This is a genomic window from Rhizobium sp. BK316 (assembly GCF_014193695.1).
Taxonomy (GTDB): domain Bacteria; phylum Pseudomonadota; class Alphaproteobacteria; order Rhizobiales; family Rhizobiaceae; genus Rhizobium.
The window spans coordinates 211,321-238,159 of the sequence record NZ_JACHZR010000006.1 but is presented as its reverse complement, the minus strand read 5'-3'; the positions used below and the strand labels follow the sequence as shown (position 1 = coordinate 238,159).

At 60.7% G+C, this 26,839-nt stretch carries 24 protein-coding genes; 9 read left to right on the top strand and 15 right to left on the bottom strand.

The window, feature by feature from the left end; genetic code table 11:
• Window positions 1–131 precede the first annotated feature (131 nt).
• From moaD to FHT87_RS26485, 4 genes are all read right to left on the bottom strand, one after another.
• Window positions 132–386 (bottom strand): molybdopterin converting factor subunit 1, encoded by a 255-nt coding sequence (moaD, locus tag FHT87_RS26500; protein WP_113427482.1) that lies wholly within the window; start codon window positions 384–386, stop codon window positions 132–134.
• The gene (gene pgsA / locus FHT87_RS26495) at window positions 383–973 is read right to left on the bottom strand and encodes a CDP-diacylglycerol--glycerol-3-phosphate 3-phosphatidyltransferase (RefSeq protein WP_183730576.1); all 591 of its coding nucleotides are present in this window, start codon (window positions 971–973) and stop codon (window positions 383–385) included. Before pgsA ends, moaD begins: the two co-directional genes overlap by 4 nt.
• 110 nt (window positions 974–1,083) lie before the next feature.
• On the bottom strand, window positions 1,084–3,126 hold the full coding sequence (gene uvrC / locus FHT87_RS26490; RefSeq protein WP_183730573.1) for an excinuclease ABC subunit UvrC: 2,043 nt from the start codon (window positions 3,124–3,126) through the stop codon (window positions 1,084–1,086).
• A complete protein-coding gene (locus tag FHT87_RS26485) occupies window positions 3,123–3,890 on the bottom strand; it encodes an SDR family oxidoreductase (RefSeq protein ID WP_183805756.1) in 768 nt (255 codons plus the stop codon). The genes uvrC and FHT87_RS26485 overlap by 4 nt, the downstream gene beginning before the upstream one ends.
• Window positions 3,891–4,253: 363 nt before the next feature.
• On the opposite strand from FHT87_RS26485, the gene FHT87_RS26480 reads away from it, so the two are divergent.
• Window positions 4,254–4,886 carry an outer membrane protein gene (locus FHT87_RS26480; protein ID WP_183730567.1) on the top strand — a complete coding sequence of 211 codons (633 nt, stop codon included), beginning with the start codon at window positions 4,254–4,256 and terminating at the stop codon, window positions 4,884–4,886.
• A gap of 110 nt (window positions 4,887–4,996) precedes the next feature.
• Here FHT87_RS26480 and FHT87_RS26475 read toward each other — a convergent pair whose 3' ends face one another.
• Complete coding sequence (locus FHT87_RS26475) at window positions 4,997–5,593, bottom strand: glutathione S-transferase (RefSeq protein WP_183730564.1); 597 nt, start codon at window positions 5,591–5,593, stop codon at window positions 4,997–4,999.
• A 57-nt stretch (window positions 5,594–5,650) separates the two neighbouring features.
• Window positions 5,651–6,520, bottom strand: coding sequence for a 23S rRNA (adenine(2030)-N(6))-methyltransferase RlmJ (locus FHT87_RS26470; protein WP_183730561.1), 870 nt, complete (start codon window positions 6,518–6,520; stop codon window positions 5,651–5,653).
• A gap of 83 nt (window positions 6,521–6,603) precedes the next feature.
• Here FHT87_RS26470 and FHT87_RS26465 point away from each other — a divergent pair, with 83 nt between their 5' ends.
• Window positions 6,604–8,727, top strand: a complete 2,124-nt coding sequence (locus FHT87_RS26465) for a molybdopterin oxidoreductase family protein (RefSeq protein ID WP_183805754.1) — start codon at window positions 6,604–6,606, stop codon at window positions 8,725–8,727.
• Window positions 8,724–9,314, top strand: a complete 591-nt coding sequence (locus FHT87_RS26460; RefSeq protein WP_183805752.1) for an NUDIX domain-containing protein — start codon at window positions 8,724–8,726, stop codon at window positions 9,312–9,314. Before FHT87_RS26465 ends, FHT87_RS26460 begins: the two co-directional genes overlap by 4 nt.
• Here the strand turns inward: FHT87_RS26460 and FHT87_RS26455 are convergent.
• Both FHT87_RS26455 and FHT87_RS26450 read right to left on the bottom strand, forming a co-directional pair.
• A complete protein-coding gene (locus FHT87_RS26455) occupies window positions 9,311–9,715 on the bottom strand; it encodes a type II toxin-antitoxin system VapC family toxin (protein WP_183805750.1) in 405 nt (134 codons plus the stop codon). The two genes, FHT87_RS26460 and FHT87_RS26455, sit on opposite strands and share 4 nt — an antisense overlap.
• Entirely contained in the window at window positions 9,715–9,954 is a 240-nt protein-coding gene (locus tag FHT87_RS26450) for a type II toxin-antitoxin system prevent-host-death family antitoxin (RefSeq protein ID WP_183730550.1), read from the bottom strand. The genes FHT87_RS26455 and FHT87_RS26450 overlap by 1 nt, the downstream gene beginning before the upstream one ends.
• A gap of 184 nt (window positions 9,955–10,138) precedes the next feature.
• On the opposite strand from FHT87_RS26450, the gene FHT87_RS26445 reads away from it, so the two are divergent.
• Complete coding sequence (locus FHT87_RS26445) at window positions 10,139–11,308, top strand: alpha-D-ribose 1-methylphosphonate 5-triphosphate diphosphatase (RefSeq protein ID WP_183805748.1); 1,170 nt, start codon at window positions 10,139–10,141, stop codon at window positions 11,306–11,308.
• 111 nt (window positions 11,309–11,419) lie between these two features.
• Here FHT87_RS26445 and purN read toward each other — a convergent pair whose 3' ends face one another.
• The gene (gene purN / locus FHT87_RS26440) at window positions 11,420–12,085 is read right to left on the bottom strand and encodes a phosphoribosylglycinamide formyltransferase (RefSeq protein ID WP_183805746.1); all 666 of its coding nucleotides are present in this window, start codon (window positions 12,083–12,085) and stop codon (window positions 11,420–11,422) included.
• Entirely contained in the window at window positions 12,082–13,155 is a 1,074-nt protein-coding gene (purM, locus tag FHT87_RS26435; protein WP_183805744.1) for a phosphoribosylformylglycinamidine cyclo-ligase, read from the bottom strand. The genes purN and purM overlap by 4 nt, the downstream gene beginning before the upstream one ends.
• A 224-nt stretch (window positions 13,156–13,379) precedes the next feature.
• Here purM and FHT87_RS26430 point away from each other — a divergent pair, with 224 nt between their 5' ends.
• The 4 genes from FHT87_RS26430 (at window position 13,380) to ppx (ending at window position 19,011) form a co-directional block, all read left to right on the top strand.
• The gene (locus tag FHT87_RS26430; protein ID WP_183805743.1) at window positions 13,380–14,504 is read left to right on the top strand and encodes an AI-2E family transporter; all 1,125 of its coding nucleotides are present in this window, start codon (window positions 13,380–13,382) and stop codon (window positions 14,502–14,504) included.
• Complete coding sequence (gene hdaA / locus FHT87_RS26425) at window positions 14,497–15,210, top strand: DnaA regulatory inactivator HdaA (protein WP_183805741.1); 714 nt, start codon at window positions 14,497–14,499, stop codon at window positions 15,208–15,210. Before FHT87_RS26430 ends, hdaA begins: the two co-directional genes overlap by 8 nt.
• Window positions 15,211–15,275: 65 nt before the next feature.
• Window positions 15,276–17,480 (top strand): RNA degradosome polyphosphate kinase, encoded by a 2,205-nt coding sequence (locus FHT87_RS26420; protein WP_183805739.1) that lies wholly within the window; start codon window positions 15,276–15,278, stop codon window positions 17,478–17,480.
• A gap of 10 nt (window positions 17,481–17,490) precedes the next feature.
• The gene (gene ppx, locus FHT87_RS26415) at window positions 17,491–19,011 is read left to right on the top strand and encodes an exopolyphosphatase (protein WP_183805737.1); all 1,521 of its coding nucleotides are present in this window, start codon (window positions 17,491–17,493) and stop codon (window positions 19,009–19,011) included.
• An 81-nt stretch (window positions 19,012–19,092) separates the two neighbouring features.
• On the opposite strand, the gene FHT87_RS26410 is transcribed toward ppx, so the two are convergent.
• The 5 genes from FHT87_RS26410 to FHT87_RS26395 all read right to left on the bottom strand — a co-directional run bounded on the left by FHT87_RS26410 (window position 19,093) and on the right by FHT87_RS26395 (window position 24,780).
• Window positions 19,093–20,451, bottom strand: coding sequence for an esterase-like activity of phytase family protein (locus FHT87_RS26410; protein WP_183730524.1), 1,359 nt, complete (start codon window positions 20,449–20,451; stop codon window positions 19,093–19,095).
• Between the two features lie 109 nt (window positions 20,452–20,560).
• The gene (locus FHT87_RS26405; RefSeq protein WP_183730522.1) at window positions 20,561–21,622 is read right to left on the bottom strand and encodes an adenylate/guanylate cyclase domain-containing protein; all 1,062 of its coding nucleotides are present in this window, start codon (window positions 21,620–21,622) and stop codon (window positions 20,561–20,563) included.
• 171 nt (window positions 21,623–21,793) lie between these two features.
• Window positions 21,794–22,945 carry a ribonuclease D gene (gene rnd / locus FHT87_RS26400; RefSeq protein ID WP_183730520.1) on the bottom strand — a complete coding sequence of 384 codons (1,152 nt, stop codon included), beginning with the start codon at window positions 22,943–22,945 and terminating at the stop codon, window positions 21,794–21,796.
• Between the two features lie 95 nt (window positions 22,946–23,040).
• Window positions 23,041–23,166, bottom strand: a complete 126-nt coding sequence (locus FHT87_RS31445) for a hypothetical protein (protein ID WP_281411234.1) — start codon at window positions 23,164–23,166, stop codon at window positions 23,041–23,043.
• A gap of 222 nt (window positions 23,167–23,388) precedes the next feature.
• Complete coding sequence (locus FHT87_RS26395; RefSeq protein WP_183730517.1) at window positions 23,389–24,780, bottom strand: multicopper oxidase family protein; 1,392 nt, start codon at window positions 24,778–24,780, stop codon at window positions 23,389–23,391.
• 251 nt (window positions 24,781–25,031) lie between these two features.
• On the opposite strand from FHT87_RS26395, the gene aspS reads away from it, so the two are divergent.
• Window positions 25,032–26,822, top strand: coding sequence for an aspartate--tRNA ligase (aspS, locus tag FHT87_RS26390; RefSeq protein ID WP_183730514.1), 1,791 nt, complete (start codon window positions 25,032–25,034; stop codon window positions 26,820–26,822).
• Window positions 26,823–26,839 lie beyond the last annotated feature (17 nt).

Genomic DNA, 26,839 nt, shown 5'->3' with positions numbered 1-26,839 from the left:
TGGGGAAGCCGGCGCCCCCAGCCAATCTCCCTCCTTGTGGGGGAGATGCCCGGCAGGGCAGAGGGGGGTAGCGATGTGGCACGACCATCATCCCATCATTTGTACGGCTCTCGGCCAGGCTGCCGTTGGCTTCAGCCACCCGTCATCGGCGGAAAAATGCCGATCTCTTTCGCGCCTGTTATCGGCTCGTCATGCTCCACATGCTCCTGATCGATCGCCACGCGGATCACATCGGGATATTGAAGAGCCATCTCATATTCTTCGCCCAGGCCCTTCAAATGATTCAGAAGATCGGCAACGCTGACGACGGAGGCGGGGAGCTCGATTTCCTCTTCTCCCTTGCCGATGCGTTCGCGCACCCAGGCGAAATAGACAAGCCGTGTCATTCTTCGTCATCCACGATATGTTTCAGCCCGGCACGGAAATAGTCGTAGCCCGTATAGATCGTCAGCAGCGCTGCGATCCACAGAAGCGCGATGCCTGTCTGCGTCGTATAAGGGAAAATCTCGTCGCCGGCGGGGCCGGCCAACAGGAAGGCAATGGCGACAAGCTGCAGTGTCGTCTTCCACTTGGCGATACGCGTCACCGGCACACTGACCTTCAGCGCCGCCAGATATTCCCGCAGGCCCGAAACCAGGATCTCGCGGCAGAGAATGGTGATCGCCGCCCAGATCGACCAGCCGGCGATGGTCTGGTCGGCTGCGACCAGGAGAAGGATCGAGGCGACCAGCAGCTTGTCGGCGATCGGGTCGAGCATGCGGCCGATATTTGACGTCTGGTTCCAGATGCGCGCGAGATAGCCGTCGAGGAAATCCGTGATCGAGGCGATGACGAAGATCCACAGCGCCACCCAACGCGCGGTGTTGCTGATCGACAGCTTGCCCTCGATGAAGAAGCAGAGAACGATCAGCGGCACAGCCAGGATGCGGCCGTAGGTCAGGAGATTGGGGATGTTATACGCACGCGATGCCATGGAGTGGTTCTCTGTGATGATGCGGCGGTAGATGACGGCTTTGGACCTCGACCGTCAACATTCTTTCTGCTTTTTCGCTGCCTTTGCGTGGAATTTGCGACCGGCCCCACTTATTTCGCGGCGTCGTCGTGAAAATGATTGTAGACCTGCTTGGCGACGGTCTCGGAAATCCCTTCCACGGCCATGAGATCGGAAAGGGCCGCGCGCGACACCGCCTTTGCCGTGCCGAAATGCTGCAGCAGCGCCCGCTTTCGGGATGGGCCGATGCCGCCGATCTCGTCGAGCGGGTTCTTGACCATCTCCTTCTTGCGCCGCGCGCGGTGGGAGCCGATCGCAAAACGGTGCGCCTCGTCGCGCATGCGCTGGATGAAATAGAGAACCGGATCGCGCGGCGGCAGCGTGAAGCCTCCTTTGCCCGGCGCAAAGAAACGCTCACGCCCGGCCTCGCGGTCCACACCCTTGGCAACGCCGATGGCGATCACGCTGTCGGTAATGCCGAGCTCTTCGAGGATCGCGCGCACCGCCGTCATCTGCCCCTGGCCGCCGTCGATGAGGATCACGTCCGGCCAGGCGGGGAAGGGCATGTCGGCCGCATCTGTGGCAGAGACCTGCGCGCTGCGATCCGGAATGCCTTCTTCCTTGAGCAGGCGGGAGAAACGTCGCGTCATCACCTCGCGCATCATGCCGAAGTCGTCGCCCGGCGTGATCTCGGTCGATTTGATGTTGAACTTGCGATACTGGTTCTTCACGAAGCCTTCCGGCCCTGCGACCACCATGCCGCCGACCGCATTCGTGCCCATGATATGCGAGTTGTCGTAGATCTCGACACGCTGCGGCACGTAGGGCAGGCCGAACGTGTCCTTGAAGCCTTCCAGCAACCGCGATTGCGATGCCGTCTCGGCAAGCTTGCGGCCATGCGCCTCGCGGGCATTGGCGATGACATGCTCGACAAGATCGCGCTTTTCGCCACGCTGCGGAACGAGGATCGAAACCTTGTGCCCGGCCTTTTCGCTGAGCGCTGCGGCGAGCAGCTCCAGTTCCTCCACCGTTTCCGACAGCATGATCTGCCGCGGCACCGGCTTGTCGTCATAGAATTGCGCCAGGAAGGCATTCAGCACTTCGGCGCCTGACAGTTGCGGATCGGCCTTCGGGAAATAGGCGCGGTTGCCCCAGTTCTGCCCGGTGCGGAAGAAGAAGACCTGGATACAGGAGATCCCGCCTTCGTGATGGATGGCGAAGACATCCGCCTCCTCGACGCCGGCCGGATTGATGCCCTGATGGCTCTGCACATGCGAAAGTGCGGCGAGGCGGTCGCGATAAATGGCCGCCCGCTCGAAATCGAGGTCCTCGGCGGCAGCATTCATCGCTTCCGCCATATGCTCTTTCACATTCTGGCTCTTGCCCGACAGAAAATCCTTGGCTTCGCGAACCAGTTCCGCATAGCCCTCATCGCTGACTTCATGCGTGCACGGCCCGGAACAGCGCTTGATCTGATAGAGCAGGCAGGGCCGGGTGCGCGTCTCGAAAACGCTGTCGGTGCAGGTGCGGATCAGGAAGGCGCGCTGCAGCGAGTTGATCGTGCGGCCGACCGCACCGGCAGACGCGAAGGGGCCGAAATAGTCGCCCTTGCGCGCGCGGGCGCCGCGATGCTTGAAAATGGCAGGCGCGCGGTGATCACCTGTTATCAGGATATAAGGAAACGACTTGTCGTCGCGCAGCAGCACGTTAAAGCGCGGCCGCAGGCGCTTGATCAGATTCGCTTCTAAGAGCAGCGCCTCGGTTTCCGTCCGCGTCGTGACGAATTCCATATTGGCGGTCTGGCGCACCATCTGGGCGATGCGGTTGGAATGCACACGACCAACCGCGTAATTGCCGACGCGCTTCTTCAGGCTGCGGGCCTTGCCGACATAGAGCACGTCGCCCGCCTCGTTGAACATGCGGTAGACGCCGGGGCTGTTCGGCAGACGCTTGACGAATTCGGCGATCAGATCGGCACCGACAAGGCCGGTTTCGTTGATGCTGCCGGCATTCCAGTCGATCGACGCCGAAATCGGCGAGGCGGAGGCATCGCCTTCCACCTCGATGATATCGTCGTCGTTTTCATCAGTCTCGTCGTAAAGAACACCGCCATCCGGCAGCTTCTTGGCATTCATTCCTTGATCTCCAGCACGTCAGGCGTCTGCCATGCGAGATGCTGGCCGCCGTCGAGTGCAATCATCTGACCCGTGATCGAAGGGGTCTCGAACAGAAAACGAATCGTTCGGCCGAATTCCTTGAGCTCAGGTCCTCGTTTCAAGATAAGGGCTGAAACCTGCGCTTGGAAGTCTTCTTGCAATTGCCGCTCGCTCGGAATCGACGGGCCGGGACCGATTGCGTTGACGCGGATGCGCGGCGCGAGCGCTTGCGCCATCGTCTGCGTCGCCGTCCACAGCGCCGATTTCGACAGGGTATAGGAATAGAAGCTCGGCCGCAGTGCCCAGACACGCTGGTCGATAATATTGACGATCAGCCCCTCGGCCGTTTCCGGCAACTGTTCGGCGAATTTGGCGGCGAGTATCGAAGGCGCGCGGACATGGACGGCGAAATGCTCGTCCCACACCTGCGCATCGAATTTGCGGAGCGAATCCTCGAGAAAAATCGACGCGTTGTTGACGAGAAGATCGATCGGGCCGAGCGCCTCGCACGCTTTCCCGACAAGGCCTTCGGTCTCATCGATTTTGGCGAGATCGGCCTTGATCGCAACCGCCCGGTGCCCTTTCTGCCGCAATTCCGCCACAAAATCTTCGGCCTCGGCGAGCGAGGTGTTGGCGTGGATGGCAATCGAAAATCCATCAGCAACAAGGTCTTCGGCGATTGCCCGGCCTATTCTCTTGGCGGCACCCGTCACGAGCGCCGCGCGAAGTCTTTTCTGGGTCAAGATCCTGCCTTTTGGTCCGGAAAGTCTGGTTGCTGACTATATAAGTGCAGGTCCTGATTATATAAATAGGCCGAAAGCATTGCCTGTGAGGTCCGGATATTCTATGTATTATTTGCAATCGCGATTTATTAAAATAGGTAGTGTAAGTTTAACTGTTTATTATCCTTAATAAACGGTATGTTGCAACCAAGCAACATCGAATTTCTGCCGTCGCGGAGCCACAATGATATCACAATTTGGCTCTTTCAAATCCGCATTTGCATTCCAATTTCACTCTCGATCCGGAAGGGACATTTAGTAATCCCCCGTGAATGCTTCGCCGAAGTTTAATTGACGAGCGCGCGGGACTGAAAGGAGAAAAGTATGCGTATACTCTTTGCTGGCCTCATGGCTTCCGCTCTTGCCGTTGGCGGTTTCTCGGTAGCTCACGCAGCTGATGCCGTGGACCAGGTCCCGCAGGCGCCGGTCGCTGAGGAAACCCCGGCTCCGGTCAACAACTGGCAGGGCTTCTACCTCGGTGGCGCAGCGACCTACAATATGGGCAGCTTCGGTTCCGACCGTGACACCTATGATTGGGGCGGCCAGCTCTTCACCGGTTACAACTTCCAGCAGGGCCAGATCGTTTACGGCGCTGAAGCCGATCTCGGCTACGGCGATGCGGACGTCACTCAGGACGGCATCAAGAACAAGACCGGCTGGAACGGCTCCGTCCGTGGCCGCGTCGGTTACGATCTGAACCCCTTCCTGCTCTATGGTACGGCAGGTCTGGCGCTCGCCAACACCAAGGTTTCCGACGGCACGTCTTCCGACAGCAAGACCGCCTACGGCTACACGGTCGGCGCCGGTGTCGAAGCCTTCGTGACCAACAACATCACGACGCGTCTCGAATACCGCTACACCGACTACCAGGACAAGGACTACAACCTCGACTCCGGCAGCGTTTCGCGCGGCTTCGACGAAAACAGCGTCAAGGTCGGTATCGGCGTCAAGTTCTGATCCTGACTGTATCGAATACAAAAAAGCCGGGCTTCGAGCCCGGCTTTTTTGTTGTCTGCATCGATCCCAGGTTTCACTAGTCCCGGGGCCTCACAGGTCCTGCAGGTCTCTCAGGTCTGCGGCTTCAGCTGCTCATAGCCGTCGAATTTCTTTTCGAATTCCCGCAGCCAGTCGATCAGCTCGGCATGGTCTTCTTCCCACTGGCCCTTGAAGCGTAGGTCGAGATAGCCAAGCGTCGCGGCCAGCGCGAAATGCCCGCCATGCAGCTTCTTGCCGAGCTTCGGCGTATTGGCGGCCAAATAGTTCAGTGCGGTCTCGACCTTCTTCCATTGCCGGTCGATCCAGGGCTGATGCACCTTTTCTTCGTCGCGGAAGCGGCGTTCGTAGACGATCGCCAGCAGGCAGTCGCAGACACCGTCGCAGAGCGCTTCCAGCACTTCGGCGTCCGTGCGCTTGCGCTTCTTCGAAGGATAGAGCGCGCCCTTCGTCATCCGGTCGAAATAATGCATGATGGCGATGCTGTCGAAGATGGAAACGCCGTCATCCGTCAGCAGCGTCGGGATCTTGCCGAGCGGATTGTTGTCCACGAGGATCGCTGGTCCCGCATTCGTATCGACCCGGATTTGCGCAATCTCGAGACCGAGATGGCGGGCGGCCATGCCCACCTTGCTGGAGAAAGGGGAGGTCGGGGAGCAGAGAAGCTTCATGGGGCACCTTTTGAAATGCGGATGGCACGGGACTATTCCCCCGCGTCGTAGATTCGGTCAATCGGCCTTGGCAGGCTTCGTCTCGCCGCGCAGCCAGAAGGCGCGCTGCGAGGCGAAACGGTCCTGCGCCAGATGGTCCTTCAGGGCCGGCAGCAACTGGTGCAGCTCATCCTTCAGCGTGAAGGGTGGGTTGACGACGATGAGTCCCGAGCCGGTCAGCCCCGTCGTCTCGCGGTCGCTGCGCACCGCAAGTTCGGCGCAGAGCATCTTCGGAATGTCCAGTGCCTGCAGCGCCTCGTGGAAGTCCTTGATCGGTGCGCCTTTCTTCAGCGGATACCAGAGGCAATAGGTACCGCCGGGAAAGCGCCGGTAAGCCTTGGCGAGGCCATCCACCAGCCGCTCATATTCGCCGTCCTCCTCGAAAGGCGGATCGACGAGCACGATGCCGCGTTTTTCCTTCGGCGGCAGATGCGCGCCGAGCGCCAGCCAGCCGTCGAGCTCGGTGATGCGCGCATGGTGATCGCCTTCGAAGACGCGGTGCAGCCGTGCGAAATCCTCCGGGTGGAGCTCCATCGCCGAAAGCCGGTCCTGCGGGCGAAACAGCATGCGCGCGAGCTTTGGGGAGCCGGGATAGAAGCGCAGGCCGCCCTGCGGGTTCAGTTCGCGGATCGCGGAGAGATAGGGTTCCAGAAGCTCGGAAACCTGCGGCCCGAGATCGGTCTCCAGGAGCTTGCCGATACCGCCTTGCCACTCGCCGGTCTTCTGCGCTTCCTCGGAGGAGAGATCGTAGAGGCCGATGCCGGCATGCGTGTCGAGCACCCGAAAGCCGGCGTCCTTCTTCTGCATGTAGCGGATCAGACGCGCCAGCACCGCGTGCTTCAGGACATCGGCGAAATTGCCTGCATGATAGATGTGGCGATAGTTCATTTTCGCTGATGCCTGCTATGAATTCGGATGACAGGGAGTTTTTGTGCCTTTTGGCCGCTTGAGCCTTGGCATATAGAAATCGCATGAACATTGCGACCCCCATCCACGCCAAATCCCGGATCGGTCATACGGCCTGTCCGCATGACTGTCCCTCCACCTGCGCGCTGGAGGTGGATATTACGGAAGACGGCCGTATCGGTCGCGTCCGCGGCGCGAACGACCATTCCTATACGTCAGGCGTCATCTGCGCCAAAGTCGCCCGTTATGCCGAGCGCCTCTATCATCCGGATCGTCTCATGCATCCGCTGCGCCGCGCCGGCGCTAAGGGGGCGGGGCAATGGCAGCAGATTTCCTGGGATGACGCGCTGGACGAGATTGCCGAAGCCTTCGTGAAGGCCGAGGCGAAGGACGGCAGCGAAGCCATCTGGCCTTATTTCTACGCCGGCACCATGGGCTGGGTGCAGCGCGACTCGATCGAGCGCCTGCGCCACGCCAAGCGCTATTCCGGCTTCTTTTCCTCGATCTGCACCAACCCCGCCTGGACCGGCTTCACCATGGCGACCGGCATGCTGCGCGGCCCGGATCCGCGCGAGATGGCGCGCACCGACTGCGTCGTCATCTGGGGCACCAATGCGGTTGCCACGCAGGTCAATGTGATGACCCACGCGATCAGGTCGCGCAAGGAGCGGGGCGCGAAGATCGTCGTCATCGACATCTACGACAATCCGACGATGAAGCAGGCCGACATGGCCCTCATCGTCAAGCCCGGCACCGATGCAGCACTTGCCTGCGCCGTCATGCACATCGCCTTCCGCGACGGTTATGCCGACCGCGACTACATGGCTAGATATGCCGACGATCCCTCGGGTCTCGAAGCGCATCTGAAGGCGAAGACGCCGGAATGGGCGGCGGCCGTCACCGGTCTGTCGGTCGAGGAGATCGAAGCCTTCGCCAAACTTGTCGGCACGACCAAAAAGACTTTCTTCCGTCTCGGCTACGGCTTTACCCGCCAGCGCAATGGCGCGGTCGCGATGCATGCCGCCGCCTCGGTCGCCACCGTGCTCGGCTCCTGGCAATATGAGGGCGGCGGCGCCTTCCATTCGAACAGCGATATCTTCCGCATGAACAATGCGGAACTGACCGGCAAGTCGATGAAGGATGCCGATATCCGCATGATCGACCAGTCGCAGATCGGCCGTGCGCTGACCGGCGATGCCGTGGCGCTCCGCCATCGCGGTCCTGTCACGGCCATGCTGATCCAGAATACAAATCCGGTGAACATCGCCCCGGAACAGCGACTGGTGAAGCGCGGCTTTGCCCGCGACGACCTCTTCGTCGCCGTGCACGAGCAGTTCATGACCGAGACGGCCGACATGGCCGATATCGTCATTCCCGCCACGATGTTCGTCGAGCATGACGACATCTACCGCGCCGGCGGCCAGAACCACATCCTGCTCGGCCCGAAGCTCGTCGAACCGCCGCCGACGGTGCGCAGCAACCTCTTCGTCATCGAGGAACTGGCAAAACGCCTCGGCGTCGCCGATCGCCCCGGCTTCGGCTTCACGGCGCGCGAGTTGGTCGACCGCGTGCTGGCCACGAGCAATCTGCCGGACTACGACTATTTCCTCGAACACAAATGGTTCGACCGCCAGCCCGCCTTCGAGGAAGCACATTATCTCGATGGTTTTGCCCATCCCGACGGCAAGTTCCATTTCCGGCCGGACTGGGTGAACGATCCCGCGCCGAACAAGCCGCCGGCTTCCGTCGGTACGCTCGGCCCCTATGCAGAGTTGCCGCCGTTCCCGGATCAGGTCGATGTCATCGAACTCGCCGATCCCAAGCATCCCTTCCGCCTGGCGACCTCGCCGGCGCGCAACTTCCTGAATTCGAGCTTCTCGGAAACCAAGACGTCGCGCCAGAAGGAAGGTCGCCCGGAAGTGATGATCAACCCCGTCGATGCGGAGGCGAACGGTGTCGGCAATGGCGACCTCGTCCGCATTGGCAATATGCGCGGCGACCTGCGCCTCCACGCCCGCGTGACGACCGAGGTCAAGCCAGGCGTTTTGATTGCAGAGGGCCTTTGGCCCAACAAGGCGCATGTCGATGGCGAAGGGATCAACGTTCTCACCGGCGCCGATCCCGTGGCGCCCTATGGCGGCGCTGCCGTCCATGACAACAAGGTCTGGCTTCGCAAGGACGTCATATGACGCAATCTAAGGCAAAAGTGGAAATCGTCGGCAAGGAAATCCTGTCCGAAGGCTGGACGAAGCTGGTCGGCTATGAGCTCGATTATACAGACCGGAAGGGCGAAACTCACCGCCTGCCCCGCGAGGTCTATCACCGCACGCCGGCCGCCTGCATCCTGCTTTACGATCCCAAGCGCGATGTGGTCGTGCTGGTGAAGCAGTTCCGGCTGCCGGCCTATCTGAACGCTGACCCCGCCTGGATGATCGAAGTTCCCGCCGGCCTGCTCGACGGTGACGAACCTGAAGCCGCCATACGCCGTGAGGCAATGGAGGAGACCGGTTATACGATTCGCGATGTCCGCTTCCTGTTCAGATCCTACACGGCACCTGGCTCCATCACAGAGATCGTGCATTTCTTTGCAGCGGCAATCGATACCGCAGACCGCACATCCGATGGCGGCGGTCTGGAGCACGAGCACGAAGATATCGAAGTGCTGGAAATCCAGCTGCCGCACGCCGTCGCGATGATCGAAAAGGGTGAGATCATAGATCTCAAGACGATCATGCTGCTGCAATGGGTGGTGGCGAACAAGGCCAGCCTGACCTAACCCGTAAGCCCGGCAACATTCTCGTTGTGAGCTGCTTTCTGCAGACGGACATCAGCGGTGGCGAGAGAAACGCGCTGTGCGACAGCCAATGACAGATAGGCGGCGTCGTAAGCTGAGAGTTGATACTTGCCGGCAAGCCGAATGATCGAAAGATGATCTTCGCTGGCGACAGTGCGAATTGGAAGACCGCTGAGCCGCATCAGACAGGCGAGTATATCGCCGCTATCGATGCGTTTGCGCCGTTCCGCCATGATGAGAATATTGCGCATTTCATGCCAGAAAAGGTCTGGCACCAACGCATCTTCGGTTTCGAGAAGCGACAGCGCCTGTTCGGCAATCTGGTTTTCCTCGTCCGGAAGCAGCCATGCGGCGGCAATCGAAGCGTCGACAACGAAGGGCATCAGCGCTGGCCTTCGCGACGCCAGTCCTGAATTTCGGCCGCTGTGGCTGTCGCACGCTCCATCCGCTCTGCTCGCAATGCGCGGATAGTTTCCAGCCGCTCGCGACGGTCATCAATCTTGACGATGCGCGCCACCACGTGATTGCCGCGTGAGATGACCACATCCTCGCCCGCCTCTACCTTCGTCAGGAGTTCGGAAAGATGGGTTTTCGCTTCTGCTACTTTAACCTTGATTGTCATGGAGCGTACCCTTTTTACCTCTCCAATTTAAGGTAGTCGAAGAACTTGGTCAACTTGTTGACCAAGTGGAGGCTCTCGGATCGAAAATCGAGTGCTCGAAATTCGGAGCCCTTCATGCAATTGTCACGAAGCAGGACTAAGCGCTGCCCTTCAACAATCATCGGATACGGTCAGGAGAAAGCCCATGTGGCTCAGCAATTTCACCCTCGTTCTCCCAGACGAGGTGGTGAGCGAAGGTTCCGTGCGTGTTGAAGACGGCGTGATCGCCGAAATCAGGCCGGAGCCGGTCGCCAATGCCGTCATCGACGGCGGCGGACGCCTGCTGATGCCCGGTTTCGTCGATCTGCACGGCGATATGATCGAGCGCGAGATCGCCCCGCGCCCGAACGCCCATATGCCGATCGATTTCGGTATCCACGAACTCGACAAGAAGCTTGCCGCTGCCGGCGTAACGACGGCTTTTGCCGCCGTCTCCTTCGCGACGGAAAGCGTCTACGGCCATGTCCGTTCGCTGGAAACGACCTCGGCCGTCATCGAGGGCATCAACACGCTGCGCGATAACCTGCTGATCGATCACCGTGTCCATGCCCGCTACGAGATCACCAACATCGGTGCGGCACCGGCGTTGGAGCGCCTGCTGGAAGCCGGCGATATCGACATGGTCTCGTTGACCGACCACACACCGGGGCAGGGCCAGTACAACGACATCAAGAGCTATATCCTGAGCATTTCCGAGCGCCGCGCCATATCGGAGGAAATGGCCGCCGAGGTCGTCGCCAAGCGCATCGCTATGCGTGACAACCCGGAAATCGACGCCAAGCTGAAGGATATCGTCGCGCTCGCGAAGAAGCACGGTCTCTCGCTCGCCTCGCATGACGATGACAGCGTCGAAAAGGTCATCGAAATGTTCGATCTCGGCGTCACGATCAGCGAATTCCCGGTCACGCTGCCGGCCGCTGAAGAAGCCCGCCGCCGCGGCCTCTGGACACTGATGGGCGCACCGAATGCACTGCGCGGCAAATCCATGTCCGGCAATCTGAGCGCGCTCGATGCCGCAAAGGCCGGCCTGCTGACGGTGATCGCTGCCGATTACCATCCGGCTGCCTTCGTGCCCGGCATCTTTAAGCTGGCGGAAATGGTTGAGGGTGGTCTTCCCGGCGCCGTCGCCATGGCGACGGCGAATGCCGCCCGTTCCGCCGGCCTGATGGACCGCGGCGAGATCGCCGTTGGCCAGCGCGCCGATCTCGTTGTCATCGAGCCGGGCGATGTCCATCGCATCCGCGCCACCTTCCGTGGCGGCCAGTTCGTCTATAGCGACGGCACGCTGCACCCGCTTCAGGCCCTTGCGGCCTGAGGTCAGGGTTTAGAACAATTCCAGCAAAAGTGTGCAGCGGTTTTGCGTCCGGAATTGCGTAAAAACAAGCAGATAGAGCGCTTTCGTGATTCGAAGAAAAACGAAAGTGCTCTAGTCGCCGATCAGCGAAATAAGCTGGGGTTTGGTGGCGGCAGTGGAAGCTGCCGCCCCGACCGCCTTGCCGCCTTCCATCTTCACCTTGCCTTCAGCAAAGAGCTTGAGCGCCTGCGGATAGAGCTGATGCTCGATGGTCAGTATGCGTCCTGCCAGCGCTTCTGCCGTATCGCCCGCAAGTACAGGCACGGCGGCTTGGCCGATGGCCGGGCCTTCATCCATGCCTTCGGTGACGAAATGCACGGTGCAGCCGGCGATCCGCATGCCGGCGTCGATCGCCCGCTGATGCGTGTGCAGCCCGGGAAACAGCGGCAGAAGGGAAGGGTGGATATTGAGGATCCGACCCTCATGGCGCTGGATGAAGGCGGCTGACAGGAGCCGCATATAGCCGGCAAGGCAAATGATATCAGGCGAAAGCTCATCGAGAGCGGCAAAGATTGCCGCCTCATGCTCGTCCTTGCTCGCATAGTCCTTGCGCACGAAGGCGAAGGTCGGAATGCCCTCCGCCGCCGCCTTGGCAAGCCCGCCCGCGTCCGCCTTGTCGGAGATCACGCCGACGATCTCGGCAGGATAATCCGCAGCCTTTGCCGCCTGCACCAGCGCCATCATGTTGGAGCCGCTGCCGGAAATGAAGACGACGGTGCGTTTGCGCGGCGAGCTCATAGGGCGAGCGTGCCCTTATAGATTGTGCCGGCAGCGCCTTCGGCGCGGGCGACCATGCGGCCGAGCGCCACCACCTTTTCACCTTCCGCTTCGAGCACCCGGGAGACCGCGGCAACATTCTCTTGCGCGACGACGACGATCATGCCGATGCCGCAGTTGAAGGTGCGCAGCATTTCCGTGGCTTCGACGCCGCCCGTCCTGGCCAGCCACGAGAAGACTGGCGGAGCTTCGACGGCGGAGAGATCAATCTCGGCAGCGAGATGCTTCGGCAGCACGCGCGGAATATTCTCCGGGAAACCGCCGCCGGTAATGTGGGCGAGCGCCTTCAGCGCACCCGTCTCGCGGATCGCTTTCAGCAGCGGCTTCACATAAATGCGGGTTGGCGTCAGCAATGCTTCGCCGAGCTTCTTGCCTTCGGCAAACGGGGCCGGCGCATCCCAGCCGAGGCCGGAAAGCGAAACGATCTTGCGCACCAGCGAAAAACCGTTGGAGTGGACGCCGGAGGAGGAAAGGCCGATGATAACATCACCTTCTGCGATATCGCCCGACGGCAGCAGCTTGCCGCGCTCGGCGGCACCCACCGCAAAACCGGCGAGATCATAATCGCCGGAGGAATACATGCCCGGCATTTCGGCCGTTTCGCCGCCGATCAGCGCACAACCCGCCTCGCGGCAGCCGGCAGCGATCCCGCCGACGATGGCTGCACCCTGATCCGGATCAAGCTTGCCGGTCGCGAAATAGTCGAGGAAGAAGAGCGGCTCCGCACCCTGCACGACGAGATCGTTGACGCACATGGCAACGAGGTCGATGCCGACGGTTTCGTGATAATCCGCATCGATGGCGATCTTCAGCTTGGTGCCGACGCCATCATTGGCGGCAACAAGTACCGGATCGGTAAAGCCTGCAGCCTTGAGGTCGAAGAGGCCGCCGAAGCCGCCGATTTCGCCATCCGCGCCTGGACGGCGCGTGGAACGCACGGCTGGCTTGATCTTCTCCACCATCAGGTTGCCGGCATCGATGTCGACGCCTGCATCGCTGTAGGTCAGACCGTTTCTTCCAGACTGGCTCATGATGATCTCCAGAGGATTTGAAGCTGCGGATAAAAGACCGCGTCACATGCCGGTCGCAATTGCATGAGAGTGCGCTTTATGCAAGCGTTGCAAGGGAAAAGCCCCCATTTTCCAGCTAATCCCTGTGCTCTTTCCGGATTTGGTGCAACGGGGTTGACCATCTTTGCGCCTCCATCCTATGTGCTGGATGGGCACGGGCAAGGCGTGCGGTCAGCGGGGAAGCGATGCCACAACAGGTCAGCGGAACGATACTGAAGCGCCAGGTCATCTTCTGGGTGGCGGTTCTGCTCGTCTTCGTCGCCTTCCTTTACATCTTCAGCTCGATTCTGCTGCCCTTCATTGCCGGCATGACGATCGCTTATTTTCTCGATCCGGTGGCCGACAGGCTGGAGCGGCTGGGTTTGAGCCGCCTGATGGCGACCATCGTCATTCTGGTGGCCTTCGTCATCGTCTTTGCGCTGGCGCTGATGATCCTCATTCCCGTACTCATCACCCAGTTCAACGATTTCGCCCAGCGCCTGCCGGGCTATATCACCCTGCTGCAGCAATTCATCACCGATTACCAGGATTCCGTGCTGCCCGGCTGGATCAAAAGCCAGCTCGGCACGATCAAGAATAATTTCTCCACCATCCTGTCGGAAGGCATGGGTTTCCTGACGGGGCTCTTTGCCCAGATCTGGAATTCCGGCAAGGCGATCGTCGACGTCATCTCGCTGCTCGTCATCACGCCGGTTGTCGCCTTCTATATCCTGCTCGATTGGGATCGTATGGTCGCCAAGGTCGATCAGTGGGTGCCGCGCGATTACGTGAACGACGTGCGCCAGATTGCCAGGGAGATGGATCAGGCGATTGCCGGCTTTATCAGAGGGCAGGGTTCGCTTTGCCTCATCCTCGGCATTTATTATGCTGTTGGCCTCTCGATCGTAGGCCTGAATTTCGGCCTGCTCATCGGGCTGTTCGCCGGCATGATCAGCTTCATCCCCTATGTCGGCTCGATGGTCGGGCTTGTGCTCGCAATCGGCGTGGCGATCGTCCAGTTCTGGCCCGATTATATCTGGATCGTCGCTGTTCTCGCCGTCTTCTTCAGCGGCCAGTTTCTCGAAGGTAACATCCTGCAGCCAAAGCTCGTCGGCTCCAGCGTCGGCCTGCACCCCGTCTGGCTGATGTTTGCGCTCTTTGCCTTCGGTGCGCTCTTCGGTTTCGTCGGCCTGCTGATCGCGGTGCCGGCCGCTGCTGCTGTCGGCGTCCTTGTCCGCTTCGCGCTTTCGCGCTACCTTCAAAGCGATCTCTACTATGGCAGGTTGCCAAGCGGCCAGGCCGGGAAGACGAAATCTGTTTCCGATGAATGACGTGAAGAACGCTGATCCGAAGCGCAGGGCCGGAGAACAGCTTCCTTTGGCCTTTTCGCATGACGCTGCAACCGGCCGCGACGACCTCCTGGTGTCGGAACGTCTCGCTGCCGCGGTTTCGATCGTCGATGCCTGGCCGAACTGGCCATCGCCAGTCGTCATCCTTGCCGGTCCTGTCGGCTCCGGCAAATCGCATCTCGCCGGCATCTGGAAGGAATTGAGCGGGGCGGAAATCATCCATCCTCAGGCTGGTTCCGATGCCGCGGTCGTGGCCGCAAACGGCCCCGTCCTTTTCGAGGATGTCGACCGCGCGGGTTTCGATGACGCCACGCTCTTCCACGTCATCAACAGCGTGCGGGAAAACGGCACCAGTCTCCTGATGACGAGCCGCCTCTGGCCCATGTCCTGGCCGGTCACGTTGCCCGATCTGCGCTCGCGCCTGAAGGCTGCGACTGTCGTCGAGATCGGCGAGCCCGATGAGGAATTGTTGTCGCAGGTCATCGTCAAGCTCTTTGCCGACCGGCAGCTTTATATAGATGACAAACTCGTCCTTTATATCGTCAATCGCATGGAGCGGTCGCTCAACGCCGCCCAGACGATTGTCGAAAGGCTGGATCGGCTGGCGCTTTCCAGGGGCACGGGAATTACTCGCACTCTCGCTGCCGAAGTATTGAATGAATTGGGCAATTCCGGCTCGGGCGATTGACTGTCACAGTTCCGTCGTGAAACTGATATATTCGCCAAAGCGATTGAAAGCGGGGTGAGTGGACCATGGACAGCGCATACCAGGAACATCAGGAACTCGCCCCGGATAACAGCACAGACCTGCCGCCGCTGGACCAGCTTCTCTCCAGCCCCGAGCGCTTCATCAACCGCGAATTCTCCTGGCTGCAGTTCAACCGCCGCGTCCTCGAAGAGACGCTGAACACCGAGCATCCGCTGCTTGAGCGCGTGCGTTTCCTGTCGATCTCGGCTGCCAACCTCGACGAATTCTTCATGGTGCGCGTTGCCGGCCTCGAAGGCCAGGTGCGCCAGAGCATCGTGATCAAGAGTCCGGATGGCCGCACGCCCGCCGAGCAGCTGGACTCGATCCTCAGCGAGATCGATCATCTGCAGATGGAACAGCAGGCCTCGCTTGCCGTCCTGCAGCAATATCTCGCCAAGGAAGACATCCTGATCGTACGCCCCGGCGCGCTGAGCGATTCCGACCGTCAGTGGCTGGCAAACGAGTTCGAGCAGTCGATCTTCCCGGTGCTGACGCCGCTGTCCATCGATCCTGCTCATCCGTTCCCATTCATTCCGAACCTCGGCTTCTCGATCGGCCTGCAGCTTGTCAGCCGCAATGGCCGCGAGCCGATGACGGCGCTGCTGCGTCTGCCGCCGGCACTCGACCGTTTCATCCGCCTGCCTGATGACCGCAGCACGATCCGCTACATCACGCTCGAAGATGTCGCCAACATCTTCATCCACCGGCTTTATCCGGGTTACGAGGTGCAGGGCTCGGGTACGTTCCGCGTCATCAGAGACAGCGATATCGAGGTCGAGGAAGAGGCCGAAGATCTCGTCCGCTTCTTCGAGACCGCGCTGAAGCGCCGCCGCCGCGGCAAGGTCATCCGTATCGAGACGGATTCCGAGATGCCGGCTTCGCTGCGCCAGTTCGTGGTCCAGGCACTCAGCATTCCGGATAACCGCGTTGCCGTTTTGCCCGGCCTTCTGGCGCTGAACACACTCTCGGAAATCACCAAGGCGCCGCGCGACGACCTGCGCTTTCCGCCCTACAATGCGCGATTTCCAGAACGTGTCCGTGAACACGCCGGTGATTGCTTTGCCGCTATCCGCGAAAAGGACATGGTGGTCCATCATCCCTACGAGTCTTTCGACGTGGTGGTCCAGTTCCTTCTCCAGGCTGCGCGCGATCCTGACGTTCTGGCGATAAAGCAGACGCTCTACCGTACCTCCAATGACAGCCCGATCGTGCGCGCTCTCGTCGACGCCGCCGAGGCCGGCAAGTCGGTGACGGCGCTGGTGGAGCTCAAGGCCCGCTTCGACGAAGAAGCCAATATCCGCTGGGCGCGCGACCTGGAGCGCGCCGGCGTGCAGGTCGTCTTCGGTTTCATCGAGCTCAAGACCCACGCCAAGATGTCGCTGGTCGTGCGCCGCGAAGAGGGCAAGCTGCGCACCTACTGCCATCTCGGCACCGGCAACTATCATCCGATCACCGCGAAGATCTATACCGACCTGTCCTTCTTCACGTGCAATCCTGTGATCGCCCACGATATGGCCAACATCTTCAACTTCATCACCGGTTACGGTGAGCCGGAAGAAGGGATGAAGCTTGCCGTTTCGCCCTACACGCTGCGCCCGCGCATCCTTCGCCACATCAACGAAGAGATCGAGCACGCCCGCAACGGTCGTCCGGCAGCCATCTGGATGAAGATGAATTCGCTTGTTGACCCTGACATCATCGACGCGCTCTATACGGCGAGCCGTGCCGGCGTTGAGATCGATCTCGTCGTTCGCGGCATCTGCTGCCTGCGTCCGCAGGTGCCGGGCCTCTCCGATAAGATCCGCGTCAAATCGATCGTCGGCCGCTTCCTAGAGCACAGCCGCATCTTCTGCTTCGGCAATGGATACGGCCTGCCGTCCGACAAGGCTCTGGTCTATATCGGCTCGGCCGACATGATGCCGAGAAACCTCGATCGTCGTGTCGAAACCCTCGTTCCGCTGACAAATCCGACCGTTCACGAGCAGGTTTTGTCACAGATTATGCTCGGCAACGTGATTGACAACCAACAAAGCTACGAGATATTGCCCGACGGTACGTCACGGCGCATGGAAGTGCGCAAGGGCGAAGAACCGTTTAACGCGCAGCAATATTTCATGACCAATCCCAGCCTGTCCGGCCGCGGTGAAGCTCTGAAATCGAGTGCGCCGAAGCTGATCGCCGGTCTGCTCGAAGGCCGAAACAACAAGTAAACTGGACCTAATGGTTGAATCTGAAGCCCAGGGGCGACTTCCGGGTATCGCCCCGGTCTCCGTTGTCGATATCGGATCGAACTCCATCCGTCTGGTCGTCTACGAAGGTCTGTCGCGTTCGCCCACCATCCTCTTCAACGAAAAGGTCCTTTGTGGCCTCGGCAAGGGCATAGCTCTCACCGGCAAGATGGATGAAGAAAGCGTTGCACGGGCGCTTCAGGCCCTTCATCGCTTCAAGGCCCTCTCCGATCAGGCGCGCGCCGCCACCATGTATGTGCTGGCGACGGCTGCGGCGCGTGAGGCGAGCAACGGCCCCGATTTCATCCATCAGGCAGAGACGATCCTGCAGCGGCACGTCCGTATACTCTCAGGTGAGGAAGAGGCGCGCTTTGCGTCGCTCGGCATCATTAGCGGCTTTTACAATCCCGATGGCATAGCCGGCGATCTCGGCGGCGGCTCTCTGGAACTGATCGATATCAGGGGAAAGGATGTCAGCGGCGGTATTACCCTGCCGCTCGGCGGTCTGCGTCTGTCCGAATATGCCGGCGGCTCGCTTTCTAAAGCGCGCGCTTTTGCCCGCAAGCAGGTCAAGACCGCCAGGCTTCTCTCCAAGGGGGAGGGGCGCACTTTCTACGCCGTCGGCGGTACCTGGCGAAACATCGCCAAGCTGCACATGGAGATCACCCGCTATCCGCTGCACATGATGCAGGGCTACGAGGTTTCCCTCGAAGGCATGACGCAGTTCCTGGATCAGGTCGTCACCGCCAAGGATTCCAAGGAGCCTGCACTTCAGGCGGTTTCCAAGCATCGCCGTTCGCTGCTGCCCTTCGGCGCCATCGCCATGAAGGAAGTGCTGAACGCCATGAAGCCTTCGGTGATTTCCTTTTCCGCGCAGGGTGTGCGCGAAGGTTATCTCTACTCGCTGCTGTCAGAATCCGAGCGCCGGTCGGACCCGCTGCTTGCCGCTGCCGGCGAGCTTGCCATCCTGCGTGCCCGTTCGCCGGAACATGCCCGCGAGCTTGCCGATTGGACCGGTCGCATGATGCCTTTCTTCGGCGTGCAGGAAACGGAAGAGGAAAGCCGTTATCGCCAGGCCGCCTGCCTGCTTGCCGATATCAGCTGGCGTGCTCACCCGGATTATCGCGGTGCCCAGGCGCTGAACGTCATCGCCCACTCGTCCTTCGTCGGCATCAGCCATCCCGGCCGCGCCTTTATCGCGCTGACGAATTATTATCGCTTCGAAGGTCTTCACGACGACGGCTCGACGGCGCCGCTCGCCTCTATCGCCGGCCCGCAATTCATCGAGCGCGCCAAGCTGCTCGGCGGCATGCTGCGCGTCGTCTACCTCTTCTCGGCCTCCATGCCGGGCATCGTACGCGACCTGACCTTCCGCAAGTCCGCGTCCCCCGATCTCGATCTGGAGTTTGTGGTCCCGCACGAATATCGCGATTTCGCCGGAGAGCGGTTGGATGGCCGCCTGCAGCAATTGTCGCGGCTGACGAACAAGCGGCTGGCATTCCGGTTCGAATAGGCCGATCCGACCAGGGCTGCCTTGCGGCCAAAAAAAAGGGCGGCACTTTCGCGCCGCCCTCTCAATCACTTCAAACACGAATTACTTCGCGTTCAGGAACTCGCCAACTTCGAGGATGCTGAACTCGTTGTTGTCAGCCTTGTCGACGGCGCGGCCGGCCGAGAAGGGCAGGTTGTTGTCGTTGCCGATGATGATGTGCGTGGCGTCGACCCGGTCGACGTTTTCGATCGTCACGAACGGCATGTTGTAGACGCCGGCGATGTCTCCGGCCTTCTTCTTGTTGTCCGGATCCTGGATGTTCAGCAGGTCGATATAGCCGATCTTGCGAACGGCCTTGCCGGCGTTGGCGTCATTGAACTCGATCTTGTAGACGCGCTTCAGCTCCGCCGGAGCTTCGAAGCAATCCGGCTTCGGCTGCTTGGGATCGGCGCAGGCCTTGTCCTTCGTGCCGGCGCCATTGTCGCGTTCGATAACGAGAGCGGTGGACTCGTCGAGCATGTTGAAGTCGCCGATCGAGGCGCCCTTGTCTTCGAACGGATAGAGCCAGCTGCGGCCGGTCCACTTCTTGGAAGCGACGTCGAATTCGATGACGCGGATGGCGGTGTGGCCGTCAACCGATTCCATCTTGCCGTCATCCTGATAGATGGCGCCTTCGAGCAGGCCGTAGAGCTTGGAGCCGTCCTTCGACATGGCCAGGCCTTCGAAGCCGCCGGAGCGCTTCAGGTTGAAGACCGGGTTCTTGGCGGCCGGGTTGCCCGGCAGCTGGATCAGCGGATTGTCGGGGGACAGGACCGGCTTGCCGTCGAGCGTGGTGGGGATGACGTCCGTCAGGCGGCCTTCGGTGTCGATCTTCAGGAGGAACGGGCCGAACTCGTCGCCGAGCCAGAAGCCGTCGGCAACCGGCTGAACGGATTCGATGTCGAAATCGGCGCCGGTGAGGTAGCGCGTATCGGAGGCTTCCGTGACGATCGGGAATGGAGCGATCTTGTTCGGGTCGGACAGGAAGACGTTCTTGACGACATCAACCTTGTTGGCGTTCCAGTCGAACTTCAGCTGATGCAGGAACAGCATGGAATCGGACGAGGTAAACTTCGAACCGAAGCCGTTGTCCGAGAGCGTCCAGAAGGTGCCGTCGGGCATGGTCTTGATGCCGGAGAAGCCCTGGATCGGCTGACCGTCGAGCGGCAGCTTGACGTCGGTGACGCGGGCGCCGTCCTTGCCGGCAATCGTGCCGAGCTTTTCGGTGCGCTTGCGGTCCGGCGTCGTGAACTTGCCGGAGGTCTTCAGGAAGGCCGGTGCATCGGCCGGGGCCGGGGTCAGCGTGTTGGCAGGCAGGATGGCCTGGCCGGCGAGCTTCGCCGGGAAATGCTGCTGGTCGGCGGAGGCGGAGCCTGCGACGAGCATGAAAAGTGATACGGAAGCAAAAAGAACGTTCTTCATGATGTCCCCATAGAACGGAGTGCAAAAGCGCCATCCGCTTAGCAGGGCATTCATGTCGGCACATTGACGGTTGGGTGAAGCTTTGGTGACGTGTGGATAAAGCCCCGGCTCAACCGCGCCGCAGGGTTGCCGGCTGATTGAGAACGGTCACGGCGCGCGAAGAAAGGGCGACGACATCGAGCCCCTGGCCGCGTCCGCGCACCGCGTGATTGCCGAGGTTTTCGCCGACGATATCCTCGGGAAGCGTCATACGTTGGGCAAGCTCTGCGGAAATCAGCACCGGCCGGTTCAGCGTCCGGCAAAGCGACTCCAGCCGCGCCGTGGTGTTCACGGTATCGCCGAAGAAGCTGATCTTGTGATGATCGACGCCGACTTCGGCGGTAATGACACTGCCGCCGTGAAGAGCGGCCCTGAGCTTCGGCACATGACCGTAGCTCTTCTTCCAGCTTGCGGCATTAGCTTCGATATCGGCGAGGATATCGAAAAGGCATCGCACGCAACGAGCATTCTTGGTGCCGCGCGCTAAGGGCCAGGTGATGATCGCCGCATCGCCCACATAGTCGTTGATCATGCCCTTGTGGCGCCGCACCGGCTCTGCGAAGGCCGCAAACAGCGAACTCAGAAGCTGTTGCGCGCGCAGGTCCCCATGCTTTTCGGCAAAGGCGGTGGACTCGGCGAGATCGATGAACAGGAAGACGCGCTCTTCCTTCGCCGGATTGCGGTAGCGGCTGACCAGCATGCTGACGAAGACTTCGCGCCCCAGCAATTCGCGCACCCTGAGCAGGAAGATCAGCATCGTGCAGACAGCAAGCGCATAGAGAAAGATATCGAACGGCATGATCAGCACGTCGATCATCTTCGGTGGCTTCAGAGCGCCCAGCAGAGTGAGAAGGAAACCGGCAGCCGCAAAGCCGATGCTCATCAGGATTTCATAGATGACGAGCTCGGTGATGATGAAGAGCAGTGTCGGAAATCTCTGAATGCGCCGGTAGAGGCCGCGCAAGAATACCCTGCGCTCGAAGGCGAGGATCGGCATGCCGATGAAGAGCGCGAAGATCGCTCCGATGATGGGCGTCTGGCCGCTATAGTAGTAAAGATCGTAGACCACGCCGCTGAGTGCCAGGACGAGCGCGATCAGGATCCAGTTCTGCGTCGGGGATATCTCTCTCATGCCGCCCTTTCGCCGAAGCACGTCATTCGGCTATTGTTTCCCGCGCAGTGCTATGGTCAAGACATTTCGAATTTAAGGCAGGTCGCGAAAAACTGTGCAGTTGTTTTGCGACAACGACATGCGTAACAACGATTTGAAGTGCGGTCGGCGAACCTGAAGGTTTGAAACTGCTTAAGCCGGCAGCGCGACGGTCTCGACCTTGCGACCGGCGAAGCGCAGGGCGATCTCGCCGCGGATGAGCTGTAGCGCCGGCTCGCCGAAAAGATCGCGCCGCCAGCCATGCATCGCGCCCACATCGGCCGTTTCGCCCTCAGCCGCGATCCTGTCGAGGTCGTCGCTGTTGGCAATCACCTTGGGCGCCACGCCATGCTTTTCGGAGATCAGCTTGAGCAGCACTTTGAGAAGCTCGACCGCCGCTGCAGCACCTTCCGGCGGCTGTGCCTGGCGCGGTACATGCGGCATTTCGGACCGTGGCAGTGCAAGCGCGGTGTTGACGGCTTCGAGCACCGCCCCTCCGGTAGCCGAGCGCTCCCAGCCCTTCGGAATTGTCCGCAGGCGGCCCAATGCTTCGGCATCCTTCGGCTGCTGCTGGGCGATCTCGTAGATCGCGTCGTCCTTCAGCACGCGCGAACGCGGCACGTTGCGGGAGCGGGCCTCGCGCTCGCGCCAGGCGGCGACATATTTCAGGATCGCCAGTTCCTGCGGTTTGCGCAGGCGCAGCTTCAGGCGCTGCCAGGCATCGTCAGGATGGATGTCGTAGGTCTCGCGCGATTCCAGAATGTCCATTTCCTCGCGCAGCCAGGAAGCGCGGCCTTCGCGCTCCAGTTCCGCCTTGAGATAGAGATAGGCGTCGCGCAGATGGGTGACGTCGGCCAGCGCATATTCGAGCTGCTTGTCGGAGAGCGGCCGGCGGCTCCAGTCCGTGAAGCGCGAAGACTTGTCGATATGGACGTTCTTCGTGCGGCTGATGAGCTGGTCGTAGGAGACGCTGTCGCCGAAGCCGCAGACCATGGCGGCGACCTGCGTATCGAAGATCGGGTGAGGGATGAGGTTGCCGCGATTGAAGATGATTTCAATATCCTGCCGCGCTGCATGAAACACCTTCAGCACATCAGGATTGGCCATCAGCTCGAAGAAGGGTGAAAGATCGATATCCCTCGCCAGCGGATCGACCAGTACTTCCACCGTCGGGCTCGCCATCTGGATCAGGCACAGTTCCGGCCAGAAGGTCGTTTCACGCAGGAATTCAGTATCGATGGTAATGAAATCGGACTTGGCCAGCTCTTTGCAGGCGGCCGCCAGATCGGCGGTGGTTTCGATCATATCAGTTCATTCGCAAGGAAGAGGTCGGTTAAACCTTCCTTCCCCTTTCGAAGAGATATGTCAATACGGTGAGCGGGCTTCACCTTCGCGAAGTCTTATTCGCCGGGATGCAGGCGATGTTTTCTGCGGTTGCTGCGTTCGTTCGCGAGCACGGCAACCCACCCGCCGATGGCGACCATCGCCGGCAGGATAATAAAGGCGAAGATTTCGATGCCGCTCATTAGGGGCAGACCTTTAAGTGCGCGTCTTCCTGCCAAATGTAATGCAACCGCGGCCGAAAGCCAACAGAAGGCACCGATCACGAACGTGAAGGTTGAAGCAATAGTCCCTGTTGCGGAATAAAGCGCCGCGGCGATCGGGGCGAAAACCCCAACCGTCAGACAGGACGTTGATGCCCTGTCGGTCGCATTTGCCAGATATTTGGTTCCGAAAGCGTCATCATATCAAACCACGCGAACGTAGCTCGTCATGCCGGTCTTCTGGTGCTCGATGATATGGCAATGCAGCACCCAGTCGCCGGGATTGTCGGCGACGAAAGCGAGTTGCACCTTCTCATCCGGTTGTACGAGGTAGGTATCGGACATCAGCGGCATGACTTGGCGCGTCGAGGACGAGATGACAGTGAAGCTCATGCCGTGCAGATGGATCGGGTGGGTGTGCGGCGTGACATTTTCCAGATTGAAGATGTAGCTCTTGCCGAGCTTCAGCTCGGCGAGCGGCGCAGTCGGATCGGACGTGTCGCCCGGCCACGGCACCTTGTTGATGGCCCAGAAGCTGTAGCCGAGCGTGCCGCAAATGCTGTCGACGGCCGCGTTCTCTGCGGTAGCGGACAGCACCAGCGGGATTGTTTCCGCAGACGAGAGATCGGCCTTCGGCACCGGATTTTCCGCGAGCGCGCCGAGATCGCCGATATCGCGTTTCAGCGACTGGCCGATGGCGCGCAGGCTCGCGATCACCTTCGGCGTCGTACCACGGATATCTTCGAGCGTCGCGACCGCACCCTCGCTGTCGGGCATGCGAACGGCAAGATCGAGCCGCTGCCCCGGACCGATCTGCAGGAGGTCGAGCGGGAAGCGCTTCGGCACCGGATTGCCGTCGATGGCAATGACCGTCGCATCGGCACCTTCCATTTTAAGCTGGAAGATGCGGGTCACATCGGTGGCGGCGATGCGCAGGCGGATCAGCCCACCCGCAGGTGCGTCATATGCCGGCTCCTGATGCCAGTTTGCGGTACGTATCGTGCCATATGTACCGGCCTTGGCCGCATCGCGCGGACGAAACGGCGCGATGAACTGTCCATCGCCGCCGAGCCGCCAGTCGCGCAGATTGAGCACGACCTCCGCATCGAAGATGGGATCCGATGGATCTTCCACGACAAGTACGCCCGTCATTCCATGACCCATCTGGGTCAGCGTGTTGCAGTGCGGGTGATACCAGAAGGTGCCGGCATCCGGTGGCGTGAAGAGATAATCGAAGCTGTCGCCGGTATAGACATAGGGCTGCGTCATGAAGGGCACGCCGTCCATCTTGTTGTCGATGCGCAGCCCGTGCCAATGGATCGTCGTCGGCTCTTCGAGGCTGTTGCTCAGCCGCGCCGCATAGGGTTTTCCCCGCGGCATCCTCAGCACCGGCGGCAGGCCTTCGTCTCCCCATGTCATGATATCCTTGGTTGCGGCTGCATCGACGATCTGTGCTTCCGTCCTGCGTGCCGTCAGCACACGCGGCTCGGGTGCGGCTTCCGCCAGCCCGAACCGTCCCGCAATGGCCATGCCCGCACCATAGGCGCCGGCGACAGCGGAAGCCTTGATGAGGTTGCGGCGTGTGAGCAGGGGCATCGGAAACTCCGTCTTTGAAGATGCCTCCTTTTAAAGTTGACTGCCGTCTTCATCAATATGCTGGCTTCTGCCAAACTGCCGCAGCGCGAGCACCGCAACTCCCTCGGAAACGCTGACGCAAACGGCCCGTCGGCCGCGCCAAGTCTTGACAAATCAAAGCGTCCATGCGCTTGTCCGCCCGATTTTCTTGTCGGCGCTGCAGGTCTGCGGACCATGCCGCCGTCTTAAGCCAAATACCAGGAATTGAGATCATGCACCGCTACCGCAGCCACACATGCGCCGCTCTTCGCAAATCGGACGTCGGCTCGACTGTCCGTATTTCCGGCTGGGTCCATCGTGTCCGAGATCATGGCGGCGTGCTGTTCATCGACCTTCGCGACCATTACGGCACGACGCAGATCGTTGCCGACCCGGATTCGCCGGCTTTCAAGCAGGCAGAAACCGTTCGCGGCGAATGGGTCATCCGCGTCGACGGCCTCGTCAAGGCCCGTACCGAAGATACCGTCAACAAGAACATGCCGACCGGCGAGATTGAGCTCTACGCGCAGGAGATCGAAGTTCTCTCTGCTGCCAAGGAACTGCCGCTGCCGGTCTTCGGTGAGCCGGACTATCCGGAAGAGGTTCGCCTCAAATACCGCTTCCTCGATCTGCGCCGCGAGACGCTGCACCGGAACATCGTCAAGCGCACGCAGGTGATCTCCGCCATGCGCCGCGAAATGGGCAATGTCGGTTTCACCGAATATACGACGCCGATCCTGACGGCATCCTCCCCGGAAGGCGCACGCGACTTCCTAGTGCCGAGCCGCATCCATCCCGGCACTTTCTACGCACTGCCGCAGGCTCCGCAGCAGTACAAGCAGCTGCTGATGGTTGCCGGTTTCGACCGCTACTTCCAGATCGCGCCGTGCTTCCGTGACGAAGATCCGCGCGCCGACCGCCTGCCGGGCGAATTCTACCAGCTCGACCTCGAAATGAGCTTCGTGACCCAGGAAGACGTCTGGAACACGATGGGTCCGCTGATGACCGGCATTTTCGAAGAGTTTGCCGAAGGCAAGCCGGTCACCAAGGAATGGCCGCGCATCCCTTATGACGAAGCGATCCGCAAATATGGCACCGACAAGCCGGACCTGCGTAACCCGATCGTCATGGAAGCCGTGACCGACCATTTCGCCGGCTCCGGCTTCAAGGTCTTCGCTAACATGATCGCCTCCAACCCCAAGGTTCAGGTCTGGGCGATCCCGGCCAAGACTGGTGGTTCGCGCGCTTTCTGCGACCGCATGAACGCCTGGGCGCAGAGCCAGGGCCAGCCCGGCCTCGGCTATATCTTCTGGCGCAAGGAAGGCGAAAAGCTTGAGGGTGCCGGCCCGCTCGCCAAGAATATCGGCGAAGAGCGCACCGATGCTATCCGCACGCAGCTCGGCCTCGGTGATGGCGATGCCTGCTTCTTCGTCGCCGGCGAGCCGGAAAAGTTCTACAAGTTCGCAGGCGAAGCGCGTACCCGCGCGGGCGACGAGCTGAACCTCATCGACCGCGACCGTTTCGAACTGTGCTGGATCGTCGACTTCCCGTTCTTCGAATGGAACGAAGAAGAGAAGAAGGTCGACTTCGCACACAACCCGTTCTCGATGCCGCAGGGCGGCCTCGATGCGCTGCAGAACCAGGATCCGCTTGGCATCAAGGCCTTCCAGTACGACGCGGTCTGCAACGGCTTCGAAATCGCCTCGGGCTCGATCCGTAACCAGTCGCCGGAAACCATGGTCGCTGCCTTCGAAAAGGTGGGTCTCACCCAGCAGGACGTCGAAGATCGTTTCGGCGGCCTCTATCGCGCCTTCCAGTACGGCGCACCGCCGCACGGCGGTGCGGCCTTCGGTATCGACCGCATCGTCATGCTGCTCGTCGGCGCCAAGAACCTGCGCGAAATCTCGCTCTTCCCGATGAACCAGCAGGCTCAGGACCTCTTGATGGGTGCGCCGACCCCGGCAACGCCCACCCAGCTTCGCGAACTGGCGATCCGCCCGATCCCGCCAGTGAAGAAAGACTGAGGCGCAAGCTCCTCAAC